Raw genomic sequence first — 18132 nt, forward strand, 5'->3', positions numbered from 1 at the left:
TCGGTGATTCAACTGGTTGCTAGGAGGATTGGCGCGTGATCAGTTCCGTTGCGATTGTAACTTTGCGAGGAACGGGGGCTGCATTCGTAATGATATCCAGCAAGGTCGTCACTGCCAGCTCCCCCAGCCATTCCGTATGAACTTTGATGGTTGACAGAGTGGGAAAGACGTACTTTGCAACACTGACATCGTTGAAGCCGATAATTGCGATCTCCTCAGGAATCTTGATGTTTTTTTCTTGCAAAGCACGCATAGCGCCAATCGCTAAGGCATCACTGGAAGCAAATAAAGCACTTGGCAACTCTTTGTTTTGCTGCAAATACTCGTTCATCGCCTCATAACCGCCCTCTACTGTAAACGGTGCGCTGAGATGATATTGTGGGTGGTGCAGCTTCAACCGACGGAGCCGTTCCTCAAAAATTCGGCGCCGAGGGTCTTCGATTTCTTGGTGATGATCCTTGGTAAACTCAACGCCTGATAACAAGCCGATCCTTTGGTGGCCTTTTGCAATAAAGTCATCGATCACTAAATCCACCGCTTGTTGAAAGTCCACCACCAGGGAATTGACGCCTTGAGCCAATGCGTCAAAATCGACCATCAACAAATTGGCTTGGCTTTTTTTCAATTGTCGAATCTGGTGATCATCGAATTTCCCTAGTGCAATCGTTCCATCGACTGCGGTATCAGTCAGTCCTTCGTAGGGTTCTTTCAGCAAACGAATCCCTAATTCTTCGGTTTTGTTTTCAATCCCGATACGGATCGCTAAATAGTAAAGATCCGCTAATTCTTCCTCGGTATCAAACCATTGGATCAAGCGCATACTACTGGTTTCTGGCTGACTCTTTTTTTTATGTTTTGTGTAATTGAGTGCTTCTGCGGCTTTAAAAATTTTCTCTTTGGTTTCAGAACTGACCGATAATTCTGAATCGTAATTCAGCACCCGTGATACAGTGGCTGGCGAGACGCCAGCCTGTTGTGCAATATCTTTAATCGTTGCCATCTTCCAGCCTCCTTTTTTTGCGGGGAACTTTTTTATAAAGTAGCTATAAAGCGAGCAAAGGCCGCTTGCCCTGTCTGGTCTCGCTTGAAGACGCCTGCATGCGTCAATACTTGTGTAAAGACTTCCCCTAATGCATTACGTAAAATCTGCGACACGTTTTCGGCAGTGCATTCTGGGTGCTGGGCTTTGATCGCATCTGCCCAAGGAATATGGTATGCCGCGATCTGATTGGGCTGATCCAATAGATAAGCAGTCACTTCTTCAAGTTCCGGAGCTAAACGCGGCGGGAGAACTGCCAAGCCCATGACTTCAATCAATCCGATATTTTCTTTTTTGATATGCTGCACTTCTTGATGCGGATGAAAAATGCCGTCAGGATGTTCTTCAGAAACATTATTATCCCGCAAGACTAAGTCCATTTCAAACAGCTCTCCTTGCTTGCGTGCGATCGGTGTCACCGTATGATGAGGCGTTCCATCTTCTGAAAAGGCATTGATCGAAACACTTGGATCTGAGTACTGTTGCCATTGGGCTAACACATATTGGCAAGCGGCGGCTAATTTTTGTTTGTTTTTCGCTTGTAGTCGTATCACCGACATTGGCCACTTCACGATCCCCGCAGCGACATCAGGAAAACCAGTTAAAGAAAAGCGTTGCTCGATCGGCGCTTTTGCCATGGCAAACGTGTGCCGTCCTCCTTGATAATGGTCATGAGACAAGATCGAACCCCCAACGATCGGCAGATCGGCATTGGACCCGACAAAATAATGCGGCATCACTTCAATGATCTGCAACAAGCGAGCGAAGGTTTGCAAATTGATTTTCATAGGACGATGGTCTAAAGAGAGAAAAATCGAATGCTCATTGTAGTAGGCATAGGGTGAATATTGAAAGCCCCATGCTTCATTATCCAAATTCATACGGATGATCCGATGGTTGGTCCGCGCTGGATAATTGACTCGTCCTTGGTAGCCTTCATTTTCCAAACACAACATACATTTCGGATAATCTACAGAAGCAGCAGCTCCTTCTTTCGCTATTTGCTTGGGATCTTTTTCAGGTTTTGATAAATTGATCGTGATCTCGATCTCCCCATATTCGGTATCAACTGGGAACACGATATTCTTTGCGATGGCCCGAGTCTTGATGTAATCATTTTGACGGCACAGCTCAAAGAAATAATCCGTCGCTTCTTTAGGATCATTGGCATAATGCTGCGCAAAAAAAGCATTGACTACTGAAGGCGGTGGCGTCAAAAAGTCCATCAACTGTGCTTCAAAGATTTCTCTTTCTGCGTGAGAATCGTCAATTTGCTGATTGCTCAAAGCGCATGCCACCAGCTCGTCCATCAAATCAATGGAGGAACGATCGACAGAACGAATTTCGCTGGGCTCAAAAACAGCTTCCCCGATCATGGCTAGTACTCGGTTTTGCAAATAAATACGATCCATTTCCATCCAGCCGCCAGCCTTGATTGCTAAAGTGACGAAATCGCTGATTGTTTGGCTGATCGTCATTGGTTATTCCTCCTGCCCTTGATACCCATTTGGATGGCTGACATGCCAATTCCAAGCAGTCTCGATGATTGCTTCGACGTCGGTATAGACTGGTTTCCAGCCTAAAACCTTTCGTGCTTTTTCACTCGATGCCACTAAGGTACTTGGATCACCGGCACGGCGAGGCGCCACTCTGGCTGGGATCTCTTTTTTCGTTACATTGCGAGCAGCTTCCACCATTTCTTTCACAGAGTACCCATGATTGCTGCCTAAATTGAAGACATTGCTCTCACTGCCTTTTTGTAAATACTCTAATGCTAACAGGTGAGCAGCGATCAGATCTTCGACATGAACATAATCGCGGACACAAGTCCCATCTGGAGTATCGTAATCCTCCCCAAAAATCGCGACTTCTTTTCGTTGTCCTAAAGCAGCTTGCAAGATGATCGGTACTAAGTGTGTTTCTGGATCATGGTCTTCACCGATCGAAGCATCCGACTTCGCGCCAGCCACATTGAAATAACGCAATGCGACATACTTCATACCATAGGCTTCATCGCACCAACGCATCATTTTTTCCATGATCAACTTGCTTTCGCCATAAGGATTTTTAGGATTTGTTGGGGTTTCTTCCGTGATTGGACTATGATCAGGTTCCCCATAGGTTGCTGCTGTAGAAGAAAAGACAATATGTTTCACTTGATGTTCCTTCATCACTTCTAAGAGGACCTGCATCCCATACACATTATTGTTGAAATATTTCAATGGTTTTTCTACGGATTCGCCCACCAAAGAGCTAGCAGCAAAGTGAATCACGCCATCGATCGTTTCTTTTTCAAATACCGATTGTAAAAATGCTTTGTCGCGAATATCCCCTTCATAAAAGGTTGCTGCTGGATGGATCGCTTGGCGATGTCCTGTCAGCAAATTGTCAACGACAACGACTTGTTTTCCTTGTCCGATCAATTGATCGACTGCATGAGAACCGATATAGCCGGCTCCTCCTAATACTAAAATCGCCATATTTTCAGCCTTCTTTCTAAATTCCTTCATCATTTCTTATTCTACAGTTTTCGTGCACCATCATCAATACTTGCTTGATAAATGTCGGTTGCGTAGCCGATTTCTGCTAAATAGGTTGCTTTGACGGACGCTTCAAAATCAGCCCATTCACTTGCTTTGACCAATGCGATCCCGCAGCCGCCAAAGCCCGCACCAGTCATCCGCGCACCTAAAACAGCAGGATGCGCTTGAGCAGCTGCGACTAATGTATCTAGTTCACGCCCTGTCACTTCATAATCATCCCGCAATGAAGCATGCGAAGCATTTAACAACTGGCCGAATTCTTCAAGATCACCAGCAGTCAAAGCGGCTTTTGCTTTTAATGTCCGTTGGTTTTCCGTCACTGCATGTTTCGCCCGTTTGATCAAGCGTGGATCATCGATCAATGCTGTATTTGCAAAAAAGGTTACTTCGTCCAATGCGCCCAATGAATCAACGGCTAATGATTTTTGCAAACGAGCTAATGCTTCTTCACATTCTGCACGTCGTTCATTGTATTTAGAATCAGCCAATTCGCGGCGCTTATTGGTATTCATGATCGCTACGACATAATCACCAAATGCCGCTGGTACGACTTCATAATTTAAAGTGTTCGTATCTAAAAGCAATGCATGGTCTTTTTGACCCATTCCGATCGCAAATTGATCCATGATCCCTGAGTTAACGCCAATAAACTCATTTTCGACTTTTTTGCCGATTTTAACTAAGTCCAAGGTCTTCAGGGTTAAATCAAAGAGATCTTTTAGACAAACCCCCGTCAGCAATTCAATCGATGCAGAAGAAGAAAGACCTGCGCCATTCGGAATGTTGCCATAAAAAGCGATGTCAAAGCCACGATCGATCCCTTGCCCCGCTTCTTTCAGGAAACGAACGACCCCTTTCGGATAGTTTGTCCAATCATCTTCTTTTCGGTAATCTAGCTCATCTAACTGAAAGGAGATCACGCCTTTTTCTGGAAAATTCTCTGAATAGAGTTGGATCAACTGGTCTTCACGTTTTCGTGCTACTGCATACGTCCCTAATGTGATTGCCGCCGGGAAAACATAACCGCCATTGTAATCTGTGTGTTCACCGATCAAGTTGATTCTCCCTGGCGCAAAATACATGCCTGTGCCTGCTGTTCCAAATTTATCAATAAATATCTGTTGCAATTGCTCCATTTTTCTCACTCCCACTTTCTTTTTTAGTAAACTTATTGTAAATTATTTACTAAATTATTTCAAGCGTTTTCAATCCCAAAAGTGATTTTTTTTGATATTTTTTCCGTTTTCATTCATAATGAACCTATAACTAAAGGCGAGGTGTTTAATGATGAAACGATTTCTTTCAGGATTTTTAGTAGGAACAGTCGCAACGGTTGCTGCAGCTGCAAGTGTTGTTATGACGGTCAAGAAACAAGTGATTGATCCAATTGACGAACAACAAGCAGATCATGATGAAAAACGGAAACGCGCGATGCGTAAAAGCGTTGCCCGCTAATCATTTGCTACAAAAGAGCCGTCAGCCTTCAATAGGCTGGCGGCTCTTTTAGGTAATCATTCTGCCTTCTCCAGTAAGTCCTGCAAAATCACGGCTTGATTTTGTTCTTCATTTTTCGCTCCGTATAGTAAGGTCACGGTCTCTTGTTCAGCAACCAACGCGTTTAACTGTGCCAAGGCATCTTTAGCGGGCGCTTTCTCTAATTCTTGTAGATAGTGGTCTTTAAACGCATCAAAACGTTCAGGATCATGCCCAAACCATTTGCGCAATTCAGTACTTGGTGCGACTGCTTTGAGCCATAGATCGATCTGAGCTGTTTCCTTTTTCATCCCTCTAGGCCAGATGCGATCCACCAATACCCGATAGCCATCTGTCGTTTCTGCCGCTTCATAAATTCTTTTTCGCTTGATCAACGCACACTCTCCTTATTAATAGACCTAAGTTCAAATAAAGGCAAAAGCCCACAATGTAAATTGAACAATGACTTACTTGAAACACTCCGTTTGGTGTTTCGTCACTCATTCAAATTTGCTTGTGTTCTTTTGCCTTGAGTTCTCTATTTTATAAACTATTTTTCTTTTTCGTCTTGCCGCTCCAGCCTTCATATCCTTCTTTTAGGATATAGACATTGGTAAAGCCTTCTTTACGTAATTTATTCGCTGCGCGAATACTCAACGATTTACGCGTGTCATATAAGTAGATCGGTTGATCTTTACGAAATGCGCTGAAGGAATTCGTCAAAACAGTAAAAGGAATATTACGCGCCCCTAAAATATGTCCACTGTCAAACTCATTTTTTTCCCGAACATCGATCACTTGGGCTTTCTTCATTCCTGCTTTGAATTCATCTTCTGAGATGATCGTTGCTGAACGGCGTCCCATGATTTGAAAATACGCCCAGTTCAAAGCGATTGCTAAGATGATTAATCCCAAAACCAAGTTTAGCCACATAATTGGTGTCATTTCTTCTATTCCTCTCTATTGTAACAATCATTCTTTTTTTGATTTATGCTGCTTGAATGTATCATTGCCTAGCAGCTTGGCATCTAAGCTTTTGCTGCAAATTGCAAAGCTAATGATGCTGCCCCGATCACACCGGCATCATTCCCAAGTTCTGCCAATTTGATTTCGGTACTTTCCGTTACCTGTGGGAAGGTAAACTGAGCAAAGTAGGCAGCAACCCGTTCACGTAAAAATTCACCGGCTGCTGATACGCCTCCACCTAAAACGATACTCGATGGATTTAATGTGTTTCCTAAGTTTCCGCATGCCAACCCAAGGTAGAAGCACACTTTATCAACGACCATCAAGCCAAATGGATCGTTTGCTTGAGCCGCTTCAAAAATATCTTTACTTGAAACATCTTCCCCATTGTCCAGCTGCTGTTTCAATGCCGAATCGCCAGCATATTCTTCTGCCAACTGTCGAGCAACTCGCACAACACCCGTCGCACTAGAAACCGTTTCTAAACAACCACGTTTGCCGCAAGTACATTCAAACCCTTCAGGATCAACAGTGATATGACCGATTTCTCCAGCACAACCAGCAACCCCATGAAGCAATTGCCCTTCCATGATGATACCGCCGCCAACACCTGTACCTAGTGTGATAAAGATGACATCAGGATTGTTATCCCCTGCCCCTTTCCAGCGCTCACCTAAAGCTGCTACATTGGCATCGTTATCGATGGCAAAGGGGATTTTTGTGCCTTTTTCAATCAGTTCTTTGACTGGCTGAAGTGTTTTCCAGTTCAGATTGTAGGCACCGATGACGGTTCCTTTGTCACGATCGACACTTCCTGGTGTCCCCATACCAATACCGATAAATGCTTCTGGCTGTAAGCCATATAATTCTAGGCGATGATTGATCGATGCCACGATTTCTGGCACAATATGTGAGCCTTCATCAAGAATATTGGTGTCAATACTCCATTTTTGCTGAATCTCGCCTTCGCTCGTTAAAATAGCGAATTTCACCGTTGTTCCGCCTAAATCAATTCCGATGATTTTTTTGTCCATCACTTGTTTTCCTCCCGGCTTTCTTCAATTCGATGCTCCCGCGTAAGAATTCGCCGGGCAGTCAGATATACATCCCGATCTATCAAGCGACTGTCATAAAAGTTTTTCAGCTCGATTTGCATCAGTTCTATATCGTAGATCCGCTTGCCGACATATACGTAAACACCAAATTGTTTCAGTAATTGTTGTACGTCATATAACGTTTCCATTTAACCACTTCCTGCTTATTATACAAGTAATTAATATTTTTTAAAACCATATATCACAAAAATAGCCAATAAGAAAACAAAGAGTACGCCAGAGAGGATTCTGGTGTGGATCGAATATTTTCCGTAGTTCTTTGGCAATGCCAAAAGATTCCCTAGTAATAACCCACCGAGGATCCCCCCAATGTGTCCCCACATATCGATCGTTTGATCAAACACACCAAAAACCAGGTTCAATCCAACGAATAGGGCAAATTGCCGTACCATTGCTTGGATGCGGTAATCATTTCTAAAATGCCAACCTAAAATCAAAAATGCCCCGAAAAGTCCGAATAAAGAAGTACTCGCGCCTGCTGATTGAACCCCTATTTGGTTGAAGGCAAAACTCATGGTATTGCCCATGATGCCGCTTAGCAAATACAAGGCAAAAAAACGGCTATGACCATAGATGGCTTCTACTTGCTGCCCCATATAATACAGAATCACAGAATTGATCGCAAAATGAGCCAAACCGAAATGTAGAAAGATCGGGGTAACGAAACGCCAATATTCATTTAAATAAACGACAAACGGACCAAACATCACCCCGCCTGATTGAATAGAGGGACTAAAATAACCTAAGATAAACACAATTGTTTGGATAGCTAAAAACAGATACGTGAAGACCGGCTGATTCAGCCATCTTTTCATTTGAGAATTCATTGACGTGCTCCTTTACGTGCGAATAAGAGAATCCGTATAGATTTTATCGATTGGGATGTCGAATACATCTGGTGTCCATTGATCGTTGAATTGCTCTCCGAAGACCAAAGAAACGGTCTTGCCATCGAAAGCTGACAAGAAACGATCATAATAGCCACCGCCAAAGCCGATGCGATAGCCTTTTTTCGAAAAAGCCAAGCCGGGAACAATGAGTAAATCCAAGTGATGGGCTTCTTGCTCACTGATCGGCTCTTCAACTCCAAATGCCGACGCTTCATAACGCGTTGTCGGCTCCACATGATAAAACTGCAATTTTTTCTGTTGTGCTTTCGGCACTGCGATTCGTTTGTTTTGTTCAAATCCTTTAGCAAAAATAGCCGCTGTATCAAATTCAAATGGCAACGAACGGATCACACCTACTGACTCAGCTGTTTGCCAAATCTGAGAAGAAAACAGCAACTGCAAAATCAGCGTTTCTTTCTGCTGCTTTTGTTTGATTGGCATTTGTTTTAATGTTTGGATCATGTGCTCTCTAATGACTGGTTTTTCCATTGGATCACTCCTCTCAGAAATAGTACCAAAAACTGTGTCCAAATAGCAAACTAGAATCGCAGTTTTCTTGACAAGATCATGACTAGTTGCTCATCCTTCTTTACGTCGGATCAGCAAAAAGACAAAGTATGGTGCCCCTACGATAGAAATGATGATACCAGCTGGGATCTCGCCGCTTGTCAATAGCAAACGACCGATCGTATCACTGACTAAGACTAGCAGACTGCCGATCATTCCCGCTAAGAAAAAGGCACTGCGAGATTCTCTGCCGATGAGTCCCTTAGCGATATGAGGCGCCAATAAGCCCACAAAGGCTAAATTACCAGTATAGCCAACCGTACTGGCAGCTAAACCAACCGCGATCACTAAAAACCACGTCCGCAAACGGGTCAAAGAAACCCCTAAGCTAATTGCCTGCTCCTCGCCAAAGCCAAGTAAGTTAAGCCTTGGTACGGTCCAGAAAGCTGCGGCAGACAATACGATGACCCAAGGAAGCAGACTGGTGATTTGCTGCCAAGAAGTTCCCCAAATCGAACCAGAAAGCCACGCTGTTACAAAGCGATAGCGGTCTTTTGATAATTCCACCGTAAAGAGTAAGGTAGCCGCCGCCAGCCCTGCATTGACGGCGATTCCCGCCAGCAGTACTCGCTCCATCGATAACAATTGGCGGTGCTTATAGGCAATCAAATAGACCAGTACAGCAGCCAACAAGCCACCGAAGATCCCAACGACAGGTAAAAGCTGCGATCCTTGGGTATAAACCCCTAAGTAGATCATTACAAAGAGACCCGCGCCATTGTTGATTCCTACGATACTTGCATCAGCCAGCTCGTTTCTCGTCACCCCCTGCAAGACAAAACCAGAAAAACCAAAGGCACCGCCGGCGATCAGCGCCAGACAAGCCCGTGGTAGTCGAAACTCAGTAAACGTCAGTACCTGACTCGAAGAAGCCGTACCTTGAAAGATTGCCCCTAATGTCTGAAAGGTTAAGATTGTTTTTCCCACCATGACACTTCCTAAAAAAGCGGCCATCACCAGTAGAAAAAAAACAAAGAGTGTTTTTTTCATCAGTCTTCCCTCCGTATCTTGACCAATAGAAAAGGCACACCGATCAATGCCATCAGTATCCCAAAGGGTGTCTCAAAAGGGGGATTGATCAAGCGACCTGCCAGATCAGCGGCCATCACTAGGGTCCCACCTCCAATGATCGTCAAAGGCAAAATTAATTGGTAGTTTTTGCCCACCATCCCCCGCACGACATGAGGAACCATTAAGCCGACAAAGCTGACCGGTCCTACAAGCGAAACCGCCATTCCCGCCAAAACTACGACTAACAGTAAGGCAGATGCCCGAATCAGATGCGGGTGCTTGCCTAATGAAATGACGGTGTCATCTCCTAGTGCTAACAGATTGAGGGCTTTTCCTAGCCGTAGCACAAAAACGATGGCGATCAGATAGATGGGGCCCACAAAACGCAGTTGCTGCCAAGTCACATTTGCGGCACCACCGATAAACCAAAAGGCTAGCTCTTGATTTAAATCAAATTGCAGTGACAGGGTCTGACTGATGGCTGAGAAAAAAGAACTTAGTGCCACACCAGCCAAAATCAAACCTGTAGGTGACATACCTAATTTGGCATAGCGAGTCAGTAAAAAAAGCAGCGCAGTTGCCACAAAGGCACCCAAAAACGAAAATAGCGCCGCTTGACTCGGTTGAATACTAGGAAATAGGATAAATGCGATCGCTAATCCCATCGCAGCCCCACTGTTGACACCTAAAAGACCGCCATCTGCCAGAGCGTTTTTCGTAATTCCCTGCATGATAGCTCCCGTAACAGCAAAACAGCTTCCTACTAGAAAAGCAGCCAACACACGGGGCAATCGGATATTGCGCCAGACTTGATGCAGCTGATTCTCATAATCAAAAGCAAAGACAGCATCCCAAATCGTTTCAAAAGAAAGGTCGGCCGCTCCTTGGGTGATCGCTAAAAAGAAACAGATAATAAAGCAGCCGCTAAAAAGCAGCAGCAACCAAGGAAATTTTTTCATGCTTGGGCTCCTAACTCATAGGTCAAGACCAACGGCTTTGTACTATTAGGAAAGGTTCCTAATACGGCATCGATCTCAAACAAACGTTGCAGCCATTCTTTGGTCAGCACTGTTTCCGGTGTACCGGAAACCAAAAGCTCTCCACCTTTTAATGCATAAATATAATCAGAAAAACGTGACGCATGATTCAGGTCATGAATCGACATAATGATCGTTTTTCCGTAGGTTTTATTGATTTTCTGTAATAAGAGCAAAATTTCTAATTGATGCGCAGGATCTAAAAAAGTCGTTGGTTCATCTAAAATCACGATATCCGTATCTTGCGCCAGTGCCATGGCAATCCATACGCGCTGTTTTTGTCCCCCTGACAGCGTGCTGATCGTTTCATCTGCTAGTGCCGTCAAACCCGTTGCCTGCAAAGACCATTCGATCGCCGCAAGATCTTGTTCCGATAAACTATTTAGTCCTTTTTGATAGGGAAAACGACCATAAGAAACAATTTCGCGAATCGTCAAGCCAATCGATGAATCGCTAACTTGTGAGAGCAGCGCAATCTTTTTCGCTACTTCTTTGGTTTTGATGTTTTGCAGGTTTTGTGCATCTAAGAGGACCTCACCAGACAATGGCTGTAAAATTCGGGCAAGTGCCTTTAAAAACGTCGATTTCCCACTGCCGTTCGGACCAATCAAGCCGATGATTTTCCCTTCTGGCATCTCAATTGTTAGATTTTGCACAATTTTTTGTTTTTGATAGCCGACACTCAAGTCAACTGTTCGTAATTTCGCCATATTCGTCCCCAAAATAAATGATTGATAATGCTTATCAATTATGAATGTAATCCTACTATTCGTCAATAGTTCTAAAAAAAGGAAATAAAAAAATAAGATTGACAAAGGAGCGTTTCTTCGTGATAATAGCTATCAACAAATGAGAACTATTCTCAATTAAAATAATAAGTGCTCAACATGTAACAAAGGAGGAAGTGTTTCTATGAAACAATGGTCAAAAAGAAGTACTTGGCTTACCCTGCTAGCTGCCTGCTCCCTTACCCTACTGGGTGCTTGCGGCACGAATAATGACTCAACGGATAGCAGTGGATCAGCCACTACTTCTTCAGAAATAGCAACAACCTTTACCGATGCGATGGGAAATGAAGTCACTGTTCCCGAAAACCCACAGCGGGTGATTGGTAGTTACTTGGAAGATTATTTGGTCGCTTTAGGGGTAACCCCGGTTGCTCAATGGACAGTCGGCAATGACAGTGATCAAGCATACTTGCAAGACAAACTAGCAGATGTGCCAAGAATCAACTATGATCTGCCCTATGAAGATGTCTTGAGCTTTGAGCCAGACCTGCTACTGATGGATAGCAATTCCATGGTGGAAGGCGACAAATATGATCAATACAGTAAAATCGCGCCGACCTATGTGGTCACAAATGGCGAAGACGTGACCTGGCGGGAACGTCTGACAGATATCGCAAAGGTGTTACACAAAGAAGAGCAAGCTGCCCAAGTAGAAGCTGATTATGATGACTTAGTCGCTGCTACCAAGGAAACGTACGCTGATCAAATCCAAGGCAAGTCGATTGCTGTATTATGGGTGGTCAATAATTCTGTCTTCATGGTTTCAGAAACAAAATCAAGCGGTCAACTGCTGTATCACGAACTCGGGTTTGAAGTTCCCTCGCTTGTTTCAGAAATCAGTGAAAGTGCCACTGCGGACTGGTCTGCCGTTTCTCTGGAAAAATTAGCAGAATTGGATGCCGATTACTTGATTTTAGTGAATAGTGATAAAGGCGCTGATTTTTTCAGTGAACAAGTCTGGCAAAATCTTGATGCAGTCAAAAACAATCGTTTATGGGAATTCGGCCCTGAATCAAGCTGGCTCTACAACGGTCCGATCGCCTATACCAAAATGATCGAAGATATCCAGAGCAAATTGGACTAATGGGTTTCAAGAAATTCGTCAAGTAAAACTACTTAACAAATTTCAGGAAAAAGCTAGCATTCCCTCACGAAACATGCTATTATATTTTAGTCTGAGAGATTTCTTAGAGGATTCTTGTATCGTTAGGGGGGAAAATCATGCGCGTAAACATCACATTAGAGTGCACTTCTTGTAAAGAACGCAACTACTTATCAAACAAAAACAAACGTAACAATCCTGATCGTTTGGAAAAGAAAAAATATTGCCCACGTGAAAGAAAAGTTACTTTACACCGCGAAACAAAATAATGCTATTTAAGAAGTTCGCAAACGCTGATAACCAAGGCGTTTGCGAACTTCTTTTTTGAATCAATACTTTCAACGTAGACTTTAACTTAGATTTAGTAGTACCATTCGAACATAAACACCCCTCGCCTACTTTTTCATAGGCGAGGGGTTAATTTTGCAGTAATTGACTTAGATTACTGCCGAATAACGACGGTTTCAACTGCTCCGATCCAGCTAGTCAGACGTAAACAGCAACCACGAATTTTGAAACTAGTGCTACTTTTTTTGCAGTTCATCATCAATCGTCACTACTCTTTATCTTGATGCAAATGAAAAGAATGAATCTAATGTCGAAGAATATGAAAAGAAGGAAAATTCTAAATTCCGCCTTGGTGATACTTGTGGTTTTAATCGCCATCTCTATCGTAATGAAACTTATTCAACTTTTTAGGATGGAGAGCGAGTGTTGATTGAAAAGAAAACATCTGATGCTCAACTTAAAGCATCGAGAAGATGGCAAGAAAAGAAGAAATGAAACGCCTCCGCAATCGCTCTGGAGTTAAGGGATAGATATATCAAGAATGCATCCTTTGAAGAATTAAAGGAATTAGATCAGTTAATTGAAGAACACAAAAAATCCCTCCTACTCGCTTCTGAGTGATAGGGATTCAATTTACGTTCTAAAATATCCAATTTCTGAAATAATCAGCATGATCTTATCTATGGTTATCATCATAGGATACTTTTCCAGCATCTCTTCCCCATCAGTGTTACATATAAACTCAAACCCTAAACGCTCGTAAAATTCAGTAACCTCATAAAGTGCATCTATATATATACTGTTTATCGGCAAATTATACTTTAATTTGAGATCAAGAATATCATTGTACAATTCTAGTACCATAGATGTTCCAACTTTTTGTCCTTGAACATCTTTATGTACTGCAATTCTTAATATTTCTAATACGGGAAACTCTTTTTCACTAAATTTCTGAACAAATGAACTTATTGTTTTAGTCACGAACACATCTTGAAATCTCGGGTAGAGTTCGTATTTACTTATATTTAGTTTGGCTAATGAAATTGTATAGAATCCTAAAACCATCCTATTAATTGAATCAAAAAAGATTGTCGTCCCACCAAATCCGCTATTTTCTGTTTCAGAGGCTTCCTCATGAAAAAAACGGTTTATTCTGGCGTTACCACAATCAAATGACGCTATTTCTTCAAAAGCGATACATGAATTATAAAATATTTTCTCTACTGTATTTTCCATAATCACCTAATAATAAAGGCAGCTTTTTTGAGCAAGTTTGATGCCGTCTGTACGCTTTCTTGATATTCTTTTTCATCCAAAAGAGTTACTCGTTTACTCGTCACAAGTTCTTTCACTTTTCGAAACTCCCTATCATTCTTCACTCTGACTGACGGGTTTTTTTTGACATCTAACCTCATTCCGATCATCTCCTTCACATCGAAATTATAAGTAAAACCGTTAGCTAATTTGTAAGCTAAATACATAGCTAGTTTCTAAACTAATTTTAAAACTATTCCTTTATTTATATTATGTTGATTTATCACTCAAGTCAAGCGGAATCAACTTTCATCAGTCGATTTTAATTTTTTTATTTCGAGTTTTGTTTCATACGATGTTTCCGATTTAGTTTCCATTCTATCTTACTAATTAGCTTATAATCAAACTACCTAACAATAAAAAACTTCACGGGGAGATATAAAAAAAAGAAAAAATTATTTGACAGTAAAATTGTGTACAACCACTCTACTTATGTAAGGCGAGATTTTTGTTTCTTAACAGTTGATTCACACGACGTTGTACAGTTGCTACAACCTGTTCCACTACAATTAGCTGTTGCTATAAACTTTGTCTAGTAATATACTACTTCTAAGATTTTGATAAATGATAATAAAAAATTTCAGTTCAATGAGGAGGTTTTTAATGGAAAGTTTATCAATCAAAGATATTCAAGATTACCTGTCAAATAAATACAATGATAAAGGAACACCTGAAAGTTTATTCATGAAACTCGTCGAAGAAATTGGAGAAGTAGCTGAGGCTCTCAATCAAGCAAATGGAAGAAAAAACGGAGTGGATACATCTCTTGAGAAAGAGCTTGCTGATGTTTTACATTACACAATTGCTATTGCTAGTGTTGCTAACATTGATTTAACCTCCGTAATATTAGAAAAAGATAAAGAAGCTTCGAAAAAATATGGTAACCAGATTAATTTGAAGGAATTTTTGTCGGCCAAATAAAGCGACCACACCCTATACCGAGTGACTCCCAGAGGAGAAGCGAGATGGAAAATTTCAGTATGGATACAATTGATACAACCAGCTGCCCTTTCAATATACTTTGAGTGCCAGTCAGCTCTTTCATGCTATACTGCCTATAGGAGGTGAACCCATGCTTGGCAATTTTGCGTATCTACCTAGTAACTATCGTCTGTTTTATGGCGCTTTTCTTTTTGCTCTTATTGGAAATATGCTTTTCATTTTCATCAAACACCCTGCTTGGACCTTTAGCCTACCGACGGTGATTGTCCTCTTCTTAATAAATGTCTTCTTTTGGACAAAATACACGAAGAAACTTATTCCTTGCGCAACAGATACACTGTTTTATGTTCTGCTCTTCCTCTTGGTATTTCACAATCACTAACATAATGCTTCTTTTGATACTGATTGTTTCTCTTTCCCCTATTTCGTCATAGCAAAGGAGTGTTGATGCGATGGAGATTTCCCATATCACGTTGATCGTACAGAATTTAGCAAAGACGACAACGATGCTGGAAACATTGTTTGATGCAGAGGAAGTTTATGATAGTCAAGATCAGGCCCATTCTTACTTCCCAGAAAAATTCTTTTTGATCGATGGCTTATGGCTTGCTGTTATGGAGGATGCCTCCCAGAAGCTGCCGAAAACGTATAACCATATTGCCTTTAAAATCGATCAAGCTCAAATCGATTCCTTGATTACGCGCATACAAGGACTAGGATTGAAGATCGAAAAAGATCGTTCCCGCATCAAAGGCGAAGGTGCTTCTATTTATTTTTATGACGATGACAACCATTTGTTTGAACTACACACTGGTACGTTGGCTGAACGGTTGCACCATTACCGTCTGACAGAAACGAGGTGATCATCATTACTAGCAACTGCATTGACTGTTATGTAAAGAACGCCCACATGAAAGGAAGAAAACAATGAAACTAGATATGGTCGGTATTATCACAAAAAACATGGAACAGGCACTGGCTTTTTATCAAGTACTTGGCTTCACGCCATTAGGTCAGCACTCAGAAGATTATATGGAATTAGCAAACGACGGGGTTCGCATCTCCTTGAATAGCCGCAAGATGGTTGCTGGGATCTACGGACATGCACCAATGACTGTGGGTGATACGATTGAATTAGCCTTTTTATGTGATTCTCCTGAAGAAGTTGATGCCCTTCATGCAAAAGTCGTTGCTGCTGGGTATCAGTCTTTCAAAGAACCTTGGTCTGCCTTTTGGGGACAACGCTATGCCATTGTCAAAGACATAGACGGCAATCTCTTAAGTTTGTTTGCAACTCTACCTGCCGAAAATTGATTTAAGCTACGACAGTCGGTCCAATGGATCGGCTGTTTTTTTATCCGTTTTTCGGGTAAAAAGACAAAACCCCGTATGTATGTCCAATCGAATTCTGATAATCTGAAATGAATGTATTCCTTATAAACCAACGTTTCCCATCATTATAAAACAAAAATAACTTCTCTATAAAAAAACAAATCCCCCTCATCCGCTCCTGTTCGCTTGACAAAAAAGAACAAACGTTCGTATAATTTCGGTAAGGAGTGATAAAAATGGGTGGTTTTAATTATGCGCTCGAGCCAAAACGCGATATCTTATTTATTGATGTCAAAAGTTTTTATGCTTCTGTAGAATGCATCTCTCGTGGATTAGATCCTATCCAAGCGATGCTGGTCGTCATGTCACATTCTGACAATACTGGTAACGGCTTAGTCTTAGCAGCTTCCCCAAAGGCAAAATCGGTATTGGGAATTTCAAATGTGACTCGCAATGACAACCTGCCGACACATCCCGATTTGTACAAAGCATCGCCGCGTATGAGTTTTTATATCAAAGAAAACACCAAAGTCAATAATGTCTTTCGCAAATATGTTGGACAAGACGACTTGCTGCTCTATTCGATCGACGAAACGATGATGGATCTGACCCGTACATTGGATCTTTTCATTCCCGATAAAACGATCTCTCGCGAAGAAAAACGTTGGTTGATTGCCCAGCAAATTCAAAAAGACATTTACGAAACAACGAAATTGTATGTCACCATCGGCATGGGCGACAATCCATTGTTAGCAAAACTAGCTTTAGATAACGAATCCAAACACAATCGTTCCTTGATCGCTGAATGGACCTATGACGATGTACCGACAAAAGTTTGGCAGATCGCCCCTATGACAGAGTTTTGGGGGATCGGTCGGCGCACAGAAAAACGACTTCACTTGATGGGGATTGAAACGATCGAGCAATTGGCTTACGCCAGTCCTGATCTTTTACGCAGTCGCATGGGGATCATTGGCGAGCAGCTCTATCATCACGCCCATGGCATTGATCGCACGATTTTATCTGAACCGACACCACAAGTGATGGAAAAAAGCTACGGCAATAGCCAAGTTCTACATCGCAATTATTATTTACAAGAAGAAATCGAGATCGTCATCAAGGAAATGGCGGAGCAAGTTGCCGCTCGAATTCGCCGCCATCATTGTCAGACCGCTTGTATCAATGTTTACATCGGCGTAGCCTTTGGTGAAACTGCTTCTGGTTTTTCCCGGCAAATGAAAATCCCGCCAACTGACAATACCCGTAAACTTGTCGCTCATTGCCTATTTCTCTTTCGAAAATTTTATACCGGGCAAGTCGTTCGCCACATTGGTATTACCTATTCAAAATTGGTTTATACAGAAAATGTCCAGCTGGATCTTTTTGAGCAAGCAGAAGCGCAGTTGCGCCAGCGTAAATTAGATTTGATCATCGATAAGATTCGTGAGAAATATGGCTTCACTTCGATCGTTCATGCCACAAGCCGAATGGAAGGCGCTCGCGCCATTGCTCGCAGCAAATTAGTCGGCGGACATGCCGGTGGTCTAGATGGGATCGCTAATATAGGACCCGTCCATCAGCAAAAGGAAAAAGAACCGTTTGCTGATGGTTCGAAAAATACTGGCACTTGATTCGTTTTTCTTTCCTTTTTGCTGACAAATCTTAAGATAACATTAACAAACAGTCCATTTTTTAAAGATTTATGTAATTTCGATTCGCCCACCT

At 42.2% G+C, this 18132-nt stretch carries 22 protein-coding genes; 8 read left to right on the forward strand and 14 right to left on the reverse strand.

What is annotated here, in order from left to right; translation table 11 throughout:
• Window positions 1-19: 19 nt before the first annotated feature.
• Genes IGI69_RS10810 through IGI69_RS10825 form a run of 4 tightly spaced genes read right to left on the reverse strand, consistent with a single transcriptional unit; the run spans window position 20 to window position 4718 of the window.
• The gene (locus IGI69_RS10810) at window positions 20-1000 is read right to left on the reverse strand and encodes a LacI family DNA-binding transcriptional regulator (protein ID WP_438740801.1); all 981 of its coding nucleotides are present in this window, start codon (window positions 998-1000) and stop codon (window positions 20-22) included.
• A gap of 32 nt (window positions 1001-1032) precedes the next feature.
• Window positions 1033-2517 (reverse strand): UDP-glucose--hexose-1-phosphate uridylyltransferase, encoded by a 1485-nt coding sequence (galT, locus tag IGI69_RS10815; RefSeq protein ID WP_438740803.1) that lies wholly within the window; start codon window positions 2515-2517, stop codon window positions 1033-1035.
• Window positions 2518-2520: 3 nt separating this feature from the next.
• On the reverse strand, window positions 2521-3519 hold the full coding sequence (gene galE, locus IGI69_RS10820; RefSeq protein ID WP_034872195.1) for a UDP-glucose 4-epimerase GalE: 999 nt from the start codon (window positions 3517-3519) through the stop codon (window positions 2521-2523).
• A 41-nt stretch (window positions 3520-3560) separates the two neighbouring features.
• Complete coding sequence (locus IGI69_RS10825) at window positions 3561-4718, reverse strand: galactokinase (protein WP_438740806.1); 1158 nt, start codon at window positions 4716-4718, stop codon at window positions 3561-3563.
• Window positions 4719-4869: 151 nt separating this feature from the next.
• Here IGI69_RS10825 and IGI69_RS10830 point away from each other — a divergent pair, with 151 nt between their 5' ends.
• On the forward strand, window positions 4870-5037 hold the full coding sequence (locus tag IGI69_RS10830; protein WP_017144401.1) for a DUF3042 family protein: 168 nt from the start codon (window positions 4870-4872) through the stop codon (window positions 5035-5037).
• A gap of 56 nt (window positions 5038-5093) precedes the next feature.
• On the opposite strand, the gene IGI69_RS10835 is transcribed toward IGI69_RS10830, so the two are convergent.
• The 9 genes from IGI69_RS10835 to IGI69_RS10875 all read right to left on the reverse strand — a co-directional run bounded on the left by IGI69_RS10835 (window position 5094) and on the right by IGI69_RS10875 (window position 11351).
• The gene (locus IGI69_RS10835; RefSeq protein ID WP_438740808.1) at window positions 5094-5450 is read right to left on the reverse strand and encodes a DUF488 domain-containing protein; all 357 of its coding nucleotides are present in this window, start codon (window positions 5448-5450) and stop codon (window positions 5094-5096) included.
• Window positions 5451-5598: 148 nt separating this feature from the next.
• On the reverse strand, window positions 5599-6000 hold the full coding sequence (locus IGI69_RS10840) for a rhodanese-like domain-containing protein (RefSeq protein ID WP_005229396.1): 402 nt from the start codon (window positions 5998-6000) through the stop codon (window positions 5599-5601).
• 83 nt (window positions 6001-6083) lie between these two features.
• Complete coding sequence (locus IGI69_RS10845; protein WP_005229395.1) at window positions 6084-7055, reverse strand: ROK family glucokinase; 972 nt, start codon at window positions 7053-7055, stop codon at window positions 6084-6086.
• Window positions 7055-7264, reverse strand: a complete 210-nt coding sequence (locus IGI69_RS10850; RefSeq protein WP_005229394.1) for a YqgQ family protein — start codon at window positions 7262-7264, stop codon at window positions 7055-7057. Before IGI69_RS10850 ends, IGI69_RS10845 begins: the two co-directional genes overlap by 1 nt.
• A 30-nt stretch (window positions 7265-7294) precedes the next feature.
• A complete protein-coding gene (locus IGI69_RS10855) occupies window positions 7295-7963 on the reverse strand; it encodes a rhomboid family intramembrane serine protease (protein ID WP_005229393.1) in 669 nt (222 codons plus the stop codon).
• Window positions 7964-7975: 12 nt separating this feature from the next.
• Window positions 7976-8515: a 5-formyltetrahydrofolate cyclo-ligase gene (locus IGI69_RS10860; protein WP_194194041.1), complete on the reverse strand. Its 540-nt coding sequence runs from the start codon at window positions 8513-8515 to the stop codon at window positions 7976-7978.
• Window positions 8516-8605: 90 nt separating this feature from the next.
• Window positions 8606-9583 (reverse strand): FecCD family ABC transporter permease, encoded by a 978-nt coding sequence (locus tag IGI69_RS10865; protein ID WP_438740810.1) that lies wholly within the window; start codon window positions 9581-9583, stop codon window positions 8606-8608.
• Entirely contained in the window at window positions 9583-10563 is a 981-nt protein-coding gene (locus IGI69_RS10870; RefSeq protein ID WP_438740812.1) for a FecCD family ABC transporter permease, read from the reverse strand. The genes IGI69_RS10865 and IGI69_RS10870 overlap by 1 nt, the downstream gene beginning before the upstream one ends.
• Complete coding sequence (locus IGI69_RS10875) at window positions 10560-11351, reverse strand: ABC transporter ATP-binding protein (protein WP_438740814.1); 792 nt, start codon at window positions 11349-11351, stop codon at window positions 10560-10562. Before IGI69_RS10875 ends, IGI69_RS10870 begins: the two co-directional genes overlap by 4 nt.
• Before the next feature lie 202 nt (window positions 11352-11553).
• Between IGI69_RS10875 and IGI69_RS10880 the strand changes: the two genes are divergently transcribed.
• Together IGI69_RS10880 and rpmG are read left to right on the forward strand one after the other, a co-directional pair.
• Window positions 11554-12513, forward strand: a complete 960-nt coding sequence (locus IGI69_RS10880) for an ABC transporter substrate-binding protein (protein ID WP_438740816.1) — start codon at window positions 11554-11556, stop codon at window positions 12511-12513.
• A 137-nt stretch (window positions 12514-12650) separates the two neighbouring features.
• Window positions 12651-12800, forward strand: coding sequence for a 50S ribosomal protein L33 (rpmG, locus tag IGI69_RS10885; protein ID WP_005229384.1), 150 nt, complete (start codon window positions 12651-12653; stop codon window positions 12798-12800).
• A gap of 652 nt (window positions 12801-13452) precedes the next feature.
• On the opposite strand, the gene IGI69_RS10890 is transcribed toward rpmG, so the two are convergent.
• The gene (locus tag IGI69_RS10890; protein WP_061053915.1) at window positions 13453-14055 is read right to left on the reverse strand and encodes a GNAT family N-acetyltransferase; all 603 of its coding nucleotides are present in this window, start codon (window positions 14053-14055) and stop codon (window positions 13453-13455) included.
• A gap of 681 nt (window positions 14056-14736) precedes the next feature.
• On the opposite strand from IGI69_RS10890, the gene IGI69_RS10895 reads away from it, so the two are divergent.
• From IGI69_RS10895 to IGI69_RS10915, 5 genes are all read left to right on the forward strand, one after another.
• Window positions 14737-15054 carry a MazG nucleotide pyrophosphohydrolase domain-containing protein gene (locus IGI69_RS10895; protein WP_213335545.1) on the forward strand — a complete coding sequence of 106 codons (318 nt, stop codon included), beginning with the start codon at window positions 14737-14739 and terminating at the stop codon, window positions 15052-15054.
• Between the two features lie 151 nt (window positions 15055-15205).
• Window positions 15206-15457, forward strand: a complete 252-nt coding sequence (locus IGI69_RS10900) for a hypothetical protein (RefSeq protein ID WP_081116278.1) — start codon at window positions 15206-15208, stop codon at window positions 15455-15457.
• Window positions 15458-15527: 70 nt separating this feature from the next.
• Window positions 15528-15938, forward strand: coding sequence for a FosX/FosE/FosI family fosfomycin resistance hydrolase (fosX, locus tag IGI69_RS10905; protein ID WP_060792282.1), 411 nt, complete (start codon window positions 15528-15530; stop codon window positions 15936-15938).
• A gap of 64 nt (window positions 15939-16002) precedes the next feature.
• A complete protein-coding gene (locus tag IGI69_RS10910; protein ID WP_081116279.1) occupies window positions 16003-16389 on the forward strand; it encodes a VOC family protein in 387 nt (128 codons plus the stop codon).
• Window positions 16390-16643: 254 nt separating this feature from the next.
• Window positions 16644-18038 (forward strand): Y-family DNA polymerase, encoded by a 1395-nt coding sequence (locus IGI69_RS10915; protein WP_438740820.1) that lies wholly within the window; start codon window positions 16644-16646, stop codon window positions 18036-18038.
• Window positions 18039-18132 lie beyond the last annotated feature (94 nt).

Source organism: Enterococcus sp. DIV1083b, from assembly GCF_051713705.1.
Taxonomy (GTDB): Bacteria; Bacillota; Bacilli; order Lactobacillales; family Enterococcaceae; genus Enterococcus_D; species Enterococcus_D casseliflavus.

Coding starts and splice junctions, on each gene's coding strand:
- IGI69_RS10895 (WP_213335545.1), top strand. CDS start 14,737: ATGGAAAGTTTATCAATCAAAGATATTCAAGATTACCTGTCAAATAAA.
- IGI69_RS10870 (WP_438740812.1), bottom strand. CDS start 10,563: ATGAAAAAATTTCCTTGGTTGCTGCTGCTTTTTAGCGGCTGCTTTATT.
- IGI69_RS10865 (WP_438740810.1), bottom strand. CDS start 9,583: ATGAAAAAAACACTCTTTGTTTTTTTTCTACTGGTGATGGCCGCTTTT.
- galT (WP_438740803.1), bottom strand. CDS start 2,517: ATGACGATCAGCCAAACAATCAGCGATTTCGTCACTTTAGCAATCAAG.
- IGI69_RS10880 (WP_438740816.1), top strand. CDS start 11,554: ATGAAACAATGGTCAAAAAGAAGTACTTGGCTTACCCTGCTAGCTGCC.
- fosX (WP_060792282.1), top strand. CDS start 15,528: ATGGAGATTTCCCATATCACGTTGATCGTACAGAATTTAGCAAAGACG.
- IGI69_RS10850 (WP_005229394.1), bottom strand. CDS start 7,264: ATGGAAACGTTATATGACGTACAACAATTACTGAAACAATTTGGTGTT.
- IGI69_RS10825 (WP_438740806.1), bottom strand. CDS start 4,718: ATGGAGCAATTGCAACAGATATTTATTGATAAATTTGGAACAGCAGGC.
- IGI69_RS10875 (WP_438740814.1), bottom strand. CDS start 11,351: ATGGCGAAATTACGAACAGTTGACTTGAGTGTCGGCTATCAAAAACAA.
- rpmG (WP_005229384.1), top strand. CDS start 12,651: ATGCGCGTAAACATCACATTAGAGTGCACTTCTTGTAAAGAACGCAAC.
- galE (WP_034872195.1), bottom strand. CDS start 3,519: ATGGCGATTTTAGTATTAGGAGGAGCCGGCTATATCGGTTCTCATGCA.
- IGI69_RS10860 (WP_194194041.1), bottom strand. CDS start 8,515: ATGGAAAAACCAGTCATTAGAGAGCACATGATCCAAACATTAAAACAA.
- IGI69_RS10855 (WP_005229393.1), bottom strand. CDS start 7,963: ATGAATTCTCAAATGAAAAGATGGCTGAATCAGCCGGTCTTCACGTAT.
- IGI69_RS10810 (WP_438740801.1), bottom strand. CDS start 1,000: ATGGCAACGATTAAAGATATTGCACAACAGGCTGGCGTCTCGCCAGCC.
- IGI69_RS10840 (WP_005229396.1), bottom strand. CDS start 6,000: ATGACACCAATTATGTGGCTAAACTTGGTTTTGGGATTAATCATCTTA.
- IGI69_RS10830 (WP_017144401.1), top strand. CDS start 4,870: ATGAAACGATTTCTTTCAGGATTTTTAGTAGGAACAGTCGCAACGGTT.
- IGI69_RS10890 (WP_061053915.1), bottom strand. CDS start 14,055: ATGGAAAATACAGTAGAGAAAATATTTTATAATTCATGTATCGCTTTT.
- IGI69_RS10900 (WP_081116278.1), top strand. CDS start 15,206: ATGCTTGGCAATTTTGCGTATCTACCTAGTAACTATCGTCTGTTTTAT.
- IGI69_RS10845 (WP_005229395.1), bottom strand. CDS start 7,055: ATGGACAAAAAAATCATCGGAATTGATTTAGGCGGAACAACGGTGAAA.
- IGI69_RS10915 (WP_438740820.1), top strand. CDS start 16,644: ATGGGTGGTTTTAATTATGCGCTCGAGCCAAAACGCGATATCTTATTT.
- IGI69_RS10910 (WP_081116279.1), top strand. CDS start 16,003: ATGAAACTAGATATGGTCGGTATTATCACAAAAAACATGGAACAGGCA.